This window comes from Spirosoma harenae (assembly GCF_054776975.1).
The window spans coordinates 188,959-201,090 of record NZ_BAAHBD010000010.1; the positions used below are offsets into that span (position 1 = coordinate 188,959).

The window sequence follows — 12,132 nt, forward strand, 5'->3', positions numbered from 1 at the left end:
AGGTAAGGGTTCTTTGGTTAATGATTCTGTGTTATCACAATAGTATCGCCCTGCTGTCTGTAGGATAGATTGGATGCACTCGTTAATGCCTCAATAAGTTCGTCAGCGCTGTATGCCTTGAAAGCCCCTGAAATTGCCCATTGAGACATTGTTTTATCGGAAATTTGTAGTTGTAATTCAATGCCGTAATTTTCCTTAAACAGCGTGCCTATCTCGGCCAGGGTCGTTCCGTCAAATACAAATCGATGTTCTTTCCAGGAAGTGAAATTCTCGGGTTTGGCCGTTTCCTTCAAACTTACCCGTCCTTTCGTATCGAACGTAACCAGATTACCGGGTTTCATTGTGAGCTGTTTACTGGCTTTCCCTTCCTGATACAGCAGTTGCACTTTCCCTTTGTTGAGAACCACTTTTTTGGTCTTTTCCCGTGTATTCACCATAAATTCGGTACCTAACACAACTACTTCAAAATTCTTATCAGTCTGAACAATAAAGTTCTGATGATCAGGCAAATGTTTAATAGAAAAATCAGCTTCACCAATTAATCGGACCTGTCGGTTTTTCTGACCAAATCCGAATCGGGGCACGCGTAAGGATGAGTTTGCATTTAAGGTAATCTGGCTTCCGTCGGAGAGTTTGACCAGACGGGTTTGCCCAAAAGACGTTTGGTAGGTACTATACAGCAGAGTATCCTTAAAATAGAGTCCACTTAACAGAAGAATCACACCGACGGAAGCCGCCATCATCCATCGGAACCGGGTCGGATTTAATCGGCGGGTAGCCGGTTCTTCAGCTATGGATGGCAGCGTAGCCAGCTTACTTACTTGTCCGTCCAACATACGTTGCCGGTGTCGCTCCAGGGCTACTCTGTCATCCGCAATGAACTGTGGGTTCTGACTTTCCCACATAGCCAGATACATGAAAAACAGCTCACGGTTTTCCTCGTCCTTTACCCACTCGTCAATGGCCTGTTTCTGCAAAGCAGTTGCCCGGCCAGCAAAGTAGTTGAGAAGCGATTCTTTTGATACCTGAGTTTTCATTAGTCAAATGTTAATAGTATCATGACGATTTCGGGGTAAAAAGTACCTAGTCATTCTACTAAAAAAGAAAAATTTCCCGCTAGAATTGGGTTAGTATACAGACAATCAATAGCCATTTATCTTTTAATAAAGCTCGAATCTGGCGAATTCCCTGAAAGAGATGTGCTTCTACCGTCCGTAGTGACAGATGCAGTTCATCCGCTATTTCCTGGTATTTTTTCCCTTCAAAACGATGCATCACGTAAATCTGACGACGTTTCAACGGCATCGCATTGATAGCATTTTCAACATCGTGATACAACTCTTCGTATTGCGTAATCGAGTCAGGACTTTGGGTTTTATGCGCGGGCATGAACTCTGCATTATCGAGCGAGGTATTATGCCGCATTTCGGCCCGTACATAATCAAAAGCCCGATTTCGGACTGCTGTAAATAAATAAGCCCGGTAGGAGGTATTTATCGTTAGATAGCGCGATTCGGCCTGGAATTCATAAAAAATATCCGATACAATATCTTCTGCAATGGCTTTTGACGACACATACCGAACGGCGTGGCTGCATAAAAGGGCGTAATACTGCCGAAACAGCAACCCAATGCCATTGTCGACGTCTTCTTCAAAGGCCTTTCGGAGAAACAATTCAGTATCCCAGCCCGCCTTACCAGACGACGACCTGCCTGTTCCTTCCGTATCCGATACGTATAGCGGCCCTGAATCCGGACGCTGTCTGAGTGGCTGGAATTGCCCCATCTCTACTGACAAATGAAGTGGGTGGTTCATGGGTATAGTTCCTCTTAGCTTAATTCGTTTTGGGCCGCCGAGTCGTTTGCGTATGCGAGAACCGTTTGAAAGAAAGACGATAAGAGACCGTTAAAACACTTAGTCCTTTTTCATTATTTTTTCAAAAAATTGAATTTAATAGTGTAGAGAGAAGAGAATCAACTGCTTTACGAATGTGGAGAGGGATAGTATTGATCGGTGTGAATGCTATTGATAGCCACAAATCACGTACGTTTTCGTTGGTTTATCCGATTCTGAAAGCTAAAGCAAAGTAAGATCAATATATCCTCATCAACAGCGAATTCGGATAAAATCGGCGAATCCTGCGGTAATAAATGCGCCTAGTCTTCTTTTAAAGTTGATACATAATGTATTTCCCTCAAAACGGCTAGTCATGCCGTGAATAAGTAAAAGCGCTTAACCTTAGCCTTCCTGACAAATTTTCTGACTACCCATCGTATGGAACGAAGAGATTTCATTAAAAACACCAGTCTTTTAGGGAGTGCCTATGCCCTTTCAGGCACGTCTATTCTGGCGAACGCATCTCCGCTAGTGACTGGCGTAGCACCTGTTGAACCATTTTGGCTCGACGGTCCAATGCGATGGGCGCAGCTTGCCTTTGTCGAACGCGACCCCGGCCATTATGATCCTGATTTCTGGCTAGCTTACTTCAAACGTATCCATGCGGATGGTGCATTGTTGAGTGCGGGCGGAATTGTTGCGTTTTATCCCACCAAAATTCCGCTTCACCATCGAAGCGATTTCATGGGAAATTCCGATACGCTGGGCTATCTGGTAGACGGTTGTCGGCAGCAAAATATGAAGATCATGCTCCGTACCGATCCGCACGCAGCCCGGCAGAATGTTTATGACGCTCATCCCGACTGGATTGCTGTAACCGTCGATGGGCAAAAACGTCGTCACTGGGCGAATCCGGATTTATGGGTAACCTGCGCCTTAGGCCCTTATAATTTCGAATTTATGCCGAAGGTGAATCAGGAGATTATGGAGCGATTCGAGCCAGAAGGCATTTTCTCGAATCGCTGGCATGGTCACGACATCTGCTACTGTGAACATTGTCGGAGCAATTTCAAAAAAGCCTCTGGACTAGAGTTGCCCCAAAAAGCGGATAAACTCGACCTCACTTATCGCAAGTGGGCCGATTGGCGCATGAAACGATTACGGGAAGTATGGGCACTTTGGGATGCGGGTATTCGAAAACAAAAGCCAACTGCCCGCTTCATTCCGAACGGCTTTCCGGATAAAATAATGACGGGAAAAGAGGCAGATCTGTTTTTTGCTGATCAACAGGCCCGCAAGGGTTTAACTGCGCCCTGGGCAAATGGAAAAGGAGCGAAAGAACTCCGTTCGACGCTGGGTATGAAACCGTTGATCGGCATTTTCAGTGTAGGAATCGAAGAGGAGTTTCGTTGGAAAGACTCGGTACAAAGTGACGCCGAAATCCGAATTTGGGTAGCCGAAGGGGTAGCTAATGGCATGCGCCCCTGCTTCGTAAAATTCGGGGGTGATATATACGACAAACGCTGGATGGAATCCGTCGCGAAGTTGTATGAGAGCTATTATAAGGTAGAAAAATACCTTCGCAATACCTCTCCAATGGCGCGAGTGGGGGTCGTCTATTCGGAACAAACGGACCGCAACTACGGCGGAAAAGCTTGGCAACAGAAAAGCAGTGACCATCTGGACGGCTTCTACCACAACCTGGTCGAAAATCGGATTCCATTCGATATGGTCAATGACAAACTGCTCTCAGCCGACGAACTGAAACGCTTCAAATTATTAATCCTACCGAATATAGCGGCTCTTTCGGATGAGCAATGCAAGCAGCTACAGACCTTCGTCGATAATGGCGGAAGTTTGGTCGCTACATTTGAAACGTCGCTTTACGACGAAGAAGGCAAGCAACGGCCTGATTTTGGGCTCGCCAGTTTATTCGGTGTCGCCTATGATCAGAAGGTTGAAGGCCCCATGCGAAACAGTTACCTGCATTTGAACCGAGAGGCCAAGGATAGTCAGACCCAATTGATTCTGAAAGGGTTAGACGATACCCCCCGTATTATTAATTCCATTTACAGAGTGTCTGTCAAGCCGATCACTGCTTTCTCCAGCCCGGTCACGCTGATTCCAACTTACCCTGATTTACCAATGGAAGATGTTTATCCGCGCGTTGCCCAAACCGATACGCGGGAATTGTACTTGCGTCAGGTTGGTAAAGGGCGAGTTGCCTACATTCCCGGCGATATGGATCGGTCGTTCTGGCAACTGCTGAATGTCGACCATGGGCAATTGCTGAACAACGTCGTTCAGTGGGCTCTCGATGAAGAACCGATCGCCAACGTAACAGGCCCCGGCGTAATCGACGTCAATGTCTGGCGGCAAAGCAAATCCATAACGGTCCACCTCGTGAATCTGACCAATCCAATGATGATGAAAGGTCCCTTCCGTGAGCTGATTCCGGTTGACGCAAGGGTATCGATACGAGTACCAACGGGAGCCAAAGTGACGGGCGTAAAACTCTTAATGAGTGGTCAGAAACCTGCTTTTGAGCTGAAGGGAAGTAAAGTGACGCTAGCTGTACCCAAAATTCTCGATCACGAGATTGTAGCACTGGATTTCGCTTAATTCTGTACTTCTTACTATCCGATCTAAGTATAAAATGCCCCTGAAAACGTCTGTTGTCTGATGGGGCTATTAAATCCACTAGCCTAAACGCCAACTAACTCATGGTTTGGAAACAAGTTATTGACCCCTTTGACAACCTGGCTCTCTCCGCCCTGCTGGCCGCCCTGCCCATCCTATTCATCTTCTGGGCACTCATCATCCGGAAAATGAAAGGATACCAGGCTAGCCTGCTGGCCATCCTCATCGCCACCACCATCGCCATCGCTGTCTACAAAATGCCCATCCAGTTGGCCAGCCTCTCCATCCTCCATGGTGCCCTCTACGGCATCTTCCCCATCTGCTGGCTGGTCACCATGGCCGTCTTCCTCTTCAACCTCACCGTCAAAGCTGGCCAGTTCGAGATCATCAAACACTTCATGGCTTCCATCACATCCGACCGACGACTCCAGGCCCTGCTCATCGCCTTCTCCTTCGGCGCTTTCCTGGAAGGTACCGCGGGATTCGGCGCCCCCGTCGCCATCACAGCCGCCATGCTCGTTGGGCTCGGCTTCAACCCCCTGTATGCCTCCGGCATCTGCCTCATCGCCAACACCGCCCCCGTGGCTTTCGGCTCCATCGGCATTCCCATTACCGTGGCTTCGCAGGTATCCGGCATCCCTGAGCTGCCCATCTCTCAGATGGTGGGTCGTACCCTGCCTATCCTGTCCGTTATTCTGCCCTTCTATCTGGTGACCATCATCGCTGGATTCAAGAAAGCCAAAGAGGTATTGCCTGCCGTATTGGTATCAGGTGGCGCTTTTGCCTTGCTGCAATACCTCTCCTCTAATTTCTTAGGACCCGCTTTGCCCGATGTGATCGCCGGACTGGGTTCGATCATCTGTTTGATGGCATTTCTGCGGCTCTGGAAACCCAACACCATCTGGCGGTTCGCCAACGAACCAGCCGCTACTTTCGATACATCAATCACCTACTCTCCTGGCCAGATGCTCCGAGCCTGGAGCCCGTTTCTGCTGCTGACCATCCTGGTCATCTTCTGGGGCATGCAGTCCATCAAGGACGTGCTGAATGCCCACGGCCAAATCCAGTTCGAGTTTCCCGGCCTGCACAATGCGATTCAGGCACAGGATGGCACATTGCTGGCCAAAGTCTTTAAGTTTAATTACCTCTCAGCCGCTGGCACGGCCATTCTGATTGCCGCCCTGGTGGCTATTCCATTAGTAGGATTATCGTATCGAGAAGGGGTACAGGTCTTCGGGTCTACCCTCTATCAACTCCGGTTTCCGACCCTGACGGTGGCATCGGTGCTGGGCTTTGCCTACCTGGTCAATGATTCGGGCATCACGTTAACCTTAGCTCGGGTGCTGGCCAGCACGGGGAGCTGGTTTCCGTTTTTTGCGCCGGTGCTGGGCTGGCTGGGGGTGTTCATCACGGGGTCGGACACCTCGGCCAATGCGCTGTTCAGCAAGTTGCAGTATGCCACCGCGGAGTCGATCGGGGTGGACCCGGTGGTGAGTGTGGGGGCGAATGTGTCGGGGGGAGTGGTGGGTAAGATGATCTCCCCCCAGTCGATTGCGGTGGCGGCAGCGGCTGGTGATCTGGTGGGGCAGGAGTCGGATTTGTTTCGGTTCACGGTGAAGCACAGCTTCATTATGCTGGGCTTCATTTGTGTGCTGACGCTTTTACAGGCGTATGTATTGCAGTGGATTATTCCTAAGTATGAACTGCTGAGTAGTGCCAAAGGAGTTGGTGCAGTGGACTTATCAAAGGGCTATACTTATCTGATCGGATTGGTTATTCTGATTATCGTATTAGCGGTGATTGTACGAATGATGAACCGAAAGCCCGTTCAAACACCCAACATGGCTAACTAATTTCCCTGCCAAACAAGTTTGCTTGTTTTAACTTTCGGGCTAAAACGTCCCGAACGATTCCATAAACGAAAGAAACTCACGAATGAAGATTGTCGTATTAGATGGTTATACACTGAATCCAGGCGATTTATCCTGGGAAGGCCTGGAAAAATTAGGTGACCTAACTGTTTATGATCGAACGCCGGTTGATCAAATTGTCGGGCGGGCGCAGGATGCCGAGATTGTATTCACCAACAAGACGCCATTAGATGAAGCTACTTTGTCAAAACTGCCTGATCTGAAGTTTATTGGCGTTCTGGCGACTGGCTACAATGTTGTCAATACCGATGTAGCGAAGCAAAAGGGCATTATCGTTAGCAACGTACCAGGATATGGAACCCCCTCAGTAGTTCAGATGACCTTCGCACTCTTGCTCGAACTCACCCAACACGTTAAACACCATAGCGATACGGTAAAAGCAGGCAGATGGGCAAAATCAGCCGACTGGTGTTATTGGGATTACCCATTGGTTGAACTGGCCGGAAAAACGATCGGTATCATTGGCTTCGGAAGCATCGGCGAGAAAGTTGGCGACATAGCCACGGCTTTCGGCATGACTATTCTCGGCTCGAAACGGCACCATACCGACCAATCGCACCGATCCAATTTTCGCTGGGCGGAAGTATCGGACATTCTGGAACAGTCGGACGTAGTCAGCATTCATTGCCCATTAACGCCCGAAACTAAAGACTTAATTAACCAGGAAAACTTGAAGCGAATGAAGCCAACGGCTTTCCTGCTGAATACCTCCCGAGGTCCTATTGTAGTTGATCAGGATTTAGCGGATGCCCTGAATAATGATGTCATTGCCGGTGCGGGTATCGATGTATTATCCCTGGAGCCGCCCGCTCCCGACAATCCACTTTTTACGGCTAAAAACTGCCTGATTACACCCCATATTGCCTGGGCAACCAAAGAAGCCCGATCCAGATTAATGGACATTACGGTTGCAAATCTGTCAGCCTATATCAATGGTAATCCGGTCAACGTAGTCAATAAATAACGGTTAGGTTTTCTCCTTTCCTTAATCCTGTGCTTGTTCGTCATCAGCAAACAGGCACAGGATGCACTATTAGCCCACTCCTTCAACACGATAATGAAACAAACCCGCATTCTCATTGCCCCTAATGCCTTTAAACACAGTCTCAATGCGCTGGATGCCGCACTTGCCATTCAGGAAGGATTTCAGAAGAGTGCGCTCAATTGTGTATGCGAATGCTTTCCCATTGGCGACGGGGGCGATGGTACGGGGGAGTTAATGATCCGAAAACACAACGGCCAGCCTATCTCGGCGGAAGTTGATGACCCATTTGGCCGGAAAATTACCGCTTCGTTTGGAGTGGTCAACAACGGCGAAACAGCGATTATTGAAATGGCTAGCGCGTCGGGGCTTCACCTGATCAAACCCGATGAATTGAATCCACTCAAAGCTACCTCATTTGGTACTGGCCAGCTTATTAAACTGGCTCTGGATAAAGGTGTGAAAAAACTCGTGCTGGCAATCGGTGGATCAGCAACGGTCGATGGGGGAACAGGTATTCTGCGGGCGCTGGGCGTTCGGTTTCTGGATGCATCAGGCAATGAATTAACCGAGCCCGGAAGTTTCACCGAAATGATCAGGATTGACATTTCACAATTGGATCAACGTGCATTAGCTTCCGAGATGTCCATTCTTTGCGATGTCGATAATATGCTACTGGGTGATCAAGGATCTGCAGCGGTGTTTGGCCCGCAAAAGGGAGCTACTCCGCAAATGGTCACACAATTAGATGCGGGTCTGGGTACACTGGCCAATATAGCTCAGCGGCAAACGAGTATTGATATGGCGGCTATCAAGCATGGCGGAGCAGCTGGCGGGGTATCAGCAGGACTCTATACGTTTCTGAACGCGAAGCTGATCAATGGCATCGAATTCTTCCTTGATTTTACGGGCTTTGATGCGTCTCTAGCCAACACTGACCTTGTCATTACGGGCGAAGGTAGTATCGATGAGCAGACCCTAAACGGAAAGGGTCCATACGGAGTTGCTTACCGGGCCAAAACAAGAAGTTTACCCGTAATTGGCCTGGCCGGAAAAATTCCGCTCGAACAACACCCTGGTCTGAGTCAGTATTTCGATATGCTGCTGGCCATTGGCAATACTCCTACTGATCTAGCCACTGCGCTTAAAAACACGAAACAAAACCTAGTCCGAACAGCCTGCCAGATTGGCAATTTATTGGCAACGAATACATAATAAACGATTGGGTTAATGTTTGAAGGTTAGTGTTAATTTTACACCCATCACTTCCTCTTCAACATATGCTTCGGCCTTATTTCCTCCTCCGACTTACTGTTCTAGGGCTCCTGCTTACCAGCGTATCGAGTGTGTATGCCTGGAATAAAGCAACCCACATGGTCATTGGCGCGATGGCGTATCGTAACCTGAAAAGCGATTCTCCTCAAACGCTGACGAAAGTTGTGTCACTTCTGAAGCAGCATCCTTATTTCCAGAAACAGTGGGCTCCGCAGTTTTCAAAACTGAATTTGTCGGAGGAGGAGCAGAACGAATATTTATTTATGATGGCTGCCCGTTGGCCGGATGATGTTAAGGGAAAAGATCCGTATCATGACCATTTTACCTGGCATTTTATCAATTATGTATACGCTCCGAAACAGGGAATTGCACGAACGGACACGACGCTTCCTACGGGGGAAACGATCTTACAAGCGTATGAATTAAATCGACAGCTATTGATGAGCAACGCGCCCGATAGCTCAAAAGCGATTGCGCTGTGCTGGTTATTTCATTTGGCGGGCGATGTGCATATGCCGCTCCATAACGTAGCACTGGTGGATTCGCAGTTTCCGAAAGGAGATCAGGGAGGTAACCTGTTTAAGATCAAGGTGATGATGAGCAGCCAAACGATCAATCTGCATTCCTTTTGGGATGGCATGCTCTTGGGGGCCGATGATTTTCGATCAGTCGATAATCTGGCGGTGCAGTTACGCCATGACCTACCGCCAACTCAATTGGCCCAGTTGGGTAATCCAGGTATTGTAGCCTGGTCGAAGGAGAGTTTCCAGTTGGCTCAGGACAACGCATATCGTAACAATACGCTCCAGCCCGGTACCGACACCGAAGGAACTGTATTACCAACTGATTATGTAGCCACCGTAAAACCCATTGCGCAACGCCAGGTAGCCCTATCAGGCTATCGATTAACAAATGAGTTAGTAACCGACTTAACTAATTGATTTCTGATGTAAAAATAGCGATATACCTATAAATGAGACGTTTATAAAGACGCACGATGGATCACCTGGCCTAATTACGGGAGCCAGCGAGCTATGTTAATATTGACAAATAACTGATGATCTGAGCTGTTAATTGAGATATTGCTGAGCACAAATAGCCTGTACTTTCTCCCGACTCCGCTTTAGTCGCATTTTAACAGCACTCGGCTTAAGGTCATACAAATCAGCAATTTCATCAATACTCATTCCATCTTCATACTTCAGACGAAGTAACGTACGCTCTTTAGATGTGAGTTGCTCCATAGCCTGCTTTACCGCTTGTAAGGTCTCTTCATGCAATTGAGCTTCTGTAGATTCTGCCCGGCTTTCTGATAGCCGCTCATCCAAATCTGTTGTTTGAAGCCGTTTGGCAATTCTAAGCTGATCGGAGCAATAATTGAAGGCAATTGAATAAAGCCAGGTAGAAAAACTAGAGCGCTGTTGAAACGCATCGAGCTTATTAAAGACTTTCAGAAAGATATCGTGCGTAAAATCCTGCGCCTGATCGGCGTCTTTCGTCATAGATAAACACCGGCGATATACTTTGTTGACATATCGATTATACAGCGTTTCAAAACATTGATTCGGCTGTGTCGGTAAACATTGCCGAAGCAATTCCTCGTCTGTTAATGAAGTAGGTGAAAGCATGAACTAGCAATAGGTATTAAGTATGAGTTAGTAGCAGTTTTTAAAATTTATTAATTAGATTAAAAAGGAGAGAATTGGTAACTGAATATTTCGTAAGCGGTGGATATATTTTGTTCAGTGCAATAATTGGTTAGTTTATTTATAGATTCGTTAACCATTAATTAACCAAATAAAAAAAGCAGACTGCTAGTAAGCGGTCTGCTTTTTTAGTAATAGTACAAGATTTTATAGCAATTTTCCCGCTGATCCTTTATTTTATTCTATTCCGGAATAAAACTTGCAGAGCGGCATAAAGTCACTATTTTTTCGTGCCAAATTATTGAATGCCCCCCATCCACTTTTTCAGTGGCCCGGATAAAATCAGGAGCAAAAAACCAAAGCCAAGGCTAAAATAAACTACACTCATAAACAGATCTGGCATTTGTTGTACGTTTTTCTCATCGAATCCTCCTGCGAATAAACCTGCAATCAGATTACCCAATGAATTACCGACAAACCAAAGCCCCATCAGTTGGCTACCATACCGCTTGGGTGCCAATTTAGTAAATGCACTTAAGCCAACCGGGCTCAGACACAGCTCTCCGATTGTATGAAAGAAAAAAGTAAACATTAGAAACATCGGAGAAGCCAGTTGGCCTGTTACCGCAATTTTTGAACCGGCTACCATCACTAAATAGCCTACTCCCAATAAAAGCAGGGCAAAAGCTAGTTTCATAGGAGTCGGAAGATTGATGTTCCGATTGGCTAATCCAATCCAGACAGCCGCCATTACGGGCGAGAAGATCAGAATAAAAGCTGCGTTGAAATTCTGAAACCAGCTCGATGGCACTATCCACCCGAATACATTAAGATCCGTATACCGATCGGCAAAGATTTGCAGCGACGACCCCTGCTGCTCAAATCCCGCCCAGAACAACGCACCAGCTAAAAAGAATGTAAACAGGACGACCAATCGCTTCTTCTCAACAGTCGTCAAACCGCCCAGCACCAGAATATAAATGAAATAACCAACTGCCACCAGTGAGATAATTAATCCCATAGCCTGAGCGAGTCCTTGCGCCGTGGTCAGATTGATGACATTTGTTACCTGTAATAAAACCAGTACGCCAATCAGACCCACTATAAAACCAATCAATGACCTATTACCACCCGATGTTGTTGATTCATTACGTTCAGATGGTTTGGGTTGATTTCCATATTGGGCAAGGTAGCGCTGTCCCAGTATTCGAAACGTAATAACGCCTATTCCCATACCAATCGCTGCTGCGCCAAATCCATAATGCCAGCCTACTTTCTGGCCCAGAAGCCCCACAATAGTAACGCCGAGGAAAGAACCCAGATTAATACCCATATAGAAAATCGAGAAAGCCGCATCTCGCCGAGCTCCTCCCTCAGGATACAATTCGCCAACAATAGAGCTGATATTAGGTTTTAGCAAACCCGTTCCGATAGCGACCACGCAGAGCCCTGAGTAGAATAAGGCCGGGACAGTTGGAAAGGCCAGAATGATATGCCCAAGCATAATTATCAGACCTCCGAGCAATATGGCTTTACGCTGTCCCAGAATGTTATCGGCAATCCAACCGCCGGGTAGCGATAGCAAATAAACCGAAGCGGTATAAATTCCATAAATGGCAGCCCCTTCGATTTCCGTTAAGCCCATACCTCCCTTTATATTGTCGAGCAAGAACAAGAGCAAAATGGCCCTCATTCCATAGTAACTGAACCGCTCCCACATCTCTGTGAGAAACAGAACAAAAAGGCCTATAGGATGACCAAATAACGTAGGAGTACTTTGGGGCTTTTCAATAGTGGCTTGCATTCAGTTGGGGAGATCAGT

General features: G+C 47.3%; 9 protein-coding genes. 5 read left to right on the forward strand and 4 right to left on the reverse strand.

The genetic code is table 11. The annotated features are described in order from the left end of the window. Positions 1–17: 17 nt before the first annotated feature. Positions 18–1,037 carry a FecR family protein gene (locus ACYVE4_RS14730; RefSeq protein WP_461040913.1) on the reverse strand — a complete coding sequence of 340 codons (1,020 nt, stop codon included), beginning with the start codon at positions 1,035–1,037 and terminating at the stop codon, positions 18–20. A 79-nt stretch (positions 1,038–1,116) separates the two neighbouring features. Continuing rightward, on the reverse strand, positions 1,117–1,815 hold the full coding sequence (locus ACYVE4_RS14735) for an RNA polymerase sigma-70 factor (RefSeq protein ID WP_461040914.1): 699 nt from the start codon (positions 1,813–1,815) through the stop codon (positions 1,117–1,119). 459 nt (positions 1,816–2,274) lie between these two features. Between ACYVE4_RS14735 and ACYVE4_RS14740 the strand changes: the two genes are divergently transcribed. The 5 genes from ACYVE4_RS14740 (at position 2,275) to ACYVE4_RS14760 (ending at position 9,605) form a co-directional block, all read left to right on the forward strand. Next, positions 2,275–4,458 carry an alpha-amylase family protein gene (locus tag ACYVE4_RS14740; RefSeq protein ID WP_461040915.1) on the forward strand — a complete coding sequence of 728 codons (2,184 nt, stop codon included), beginning with the start codon at positions 2,275–2,277 and terminating at the stop codon, positions 4,456–4,458. 101 nt (positions 4,459–4,559) lie between these two features. Beyond that, complete coding sequence (locus ACYVE4_RS14745) at positions 4,560–6,329, forward strand: L-lactate permease (RefSeq protein ID WP_461040916.1); 1,770 nt, start codon at positions 4,560–4,562, stop codon at positions 6,327–6,329. A gap of 82 nt (positions 6,330–6,411) precedes the next feature. Then, the gene (locus ACYVE4_RS14750; RefSeq protein WP_461040917.1) at positions 6,412–7,371 is read left to right on the forward strand and encodes a D-2-hydroxyacid dehydrogenase; all 960 of its coding nucleotides are present in this window, start codon (positions 6,412–6,414) and stop codon (positions 7,369–7,371) included. A 93-nt stretch (positions 7,372–7,464) separates the two neighbouring features. Next, the gene (locus ACYVE4_RS14755) at positions 7,465–8,604 is read left to right on the forward strand and encodes a glycerate kinase (protein ID WP_461040918.1); all 1,140 of its coding nucleotides are present in this window, start codon (positions 7,465–7,467) and stop codon (positions 8,602–8,604) included. 65 nt (positions 8,605–8,669) lie between these two features. Beyond that, the gene (locus ACYVE4_RS14760; RefSeq protein WP_461040919.1) at positions 8,670–9,605 is read left to right on the forward strand and encodes a S1/P1 nuclease; all 936 of its coding nucleotides are present in this window, start codon (positions 8,670–8,672) and stop codon (positions 9,603–9,605) included. A gap of 129 nt (positions 9,606–9,734) precedes the next feature. Here ACYVE4_RS14760 and ACYVE4_RS14765 read toward each other — a convergent pair whose 3' ends face one another. Both ACYVE4_RS14765 and ACYVE4_RS14770 read right to left on the reverse strand, forming a co-directional pair. Beyond that, positions 9,735–10,292 carry an RNA polymerase sigma factor gene (locus ACYVE4_RS14765; RefSeq protein WP_461040920.1) on the reverse strand — a complete coding sequence of 186 codons (558 nt, stop codon included), beginning with the start codon at positions 10,290–10,292 and terminating at the stop codon, positions 9,735–9,737. 316 nt (positions 10,293–10,608) lie between these two features. Continuing rightward, positions 10,609–12,114: a peptide MFS transporter gene (locus ACYVE4_RS14770; protein ID WP_461040921.1), complete on the reverse strand. Its 1,506-nt coding sequence runs from the start codon at positions 12,112–12,114 to the stop codon at positions 10,609–10,611. Positions 12,115–12,132 lie beyond the last annotated feature (18 nt).

Excerpts from the sequence above, each read along its gene's own strand:
- ACYVE4_RS14730 (WP_461040913.1), bottom strand. The coding sequence starts at position 1,037 with ATGAAAACTCAGGTATCAAAAGAATCGCTTCTCAACTACTTTGCTGGC.
- ACYVE4_RS14735 (WP_461040914.1), bottom strand. The coding sequence starts at position 1,815 with ATGAACCACCCACTTCATTTGTCAGTAGAGATGGGGCAATTCCAGCCA.
- ACYVE4_RS14740 (WP_461040915.1), top strand. The coding sequence starts at position 2,275 with ATGGAACGAAGAGATTTCATTAAAAACACCAGTCTTTTAGGGAGTGCC.
- ACYVE4_RS14745 (WP_461040916.1), top strand. The coding sequence starts at position 4,560 with ATGGTTTGGAAACAAGTTATTGACCCCTTTGACAACCTGGCTCTCTCC.
- ACYVE4_RS14750 (WP_461040917.1), top strand. The coding sequence starts at position 6,412 with ATGAAGATTGTCGTATTAGATGGTTATACACTGAATCCAGGCGATTTA.
- ACYVE4_RS14755 (WP_461040918.1), top strand. The coding sequence starts at position 7,465 with ATGAAACAAACCCGCATTCTCATTGCCCCTAATGCCTTTAAACACAGT.
- ACYVE4_RS14760 (WP_461040919.1), top strand. The coding sequence starts at position 8,670 with ATGCTTCGGCCTTATTTCCTCCTCCGACTTACTGTTCTAGGGCTCCTG.
- ACYVE4_RS14765 (WP_461040920.1), bottom strand. The coding sequence starts at position 10,292 with ATGCTTTCACCTACTTCATTAACAGACGAGGAATTGCTTCGGCAATGT.
- ACYVE4_RS14770 (WP_461040921.1), bottom strand. The coding sequence starts at position 12,114 with ATGCAAGCCACTATTGAAAAGCCCCAAAGTACTCCTACGTTATTTGGT.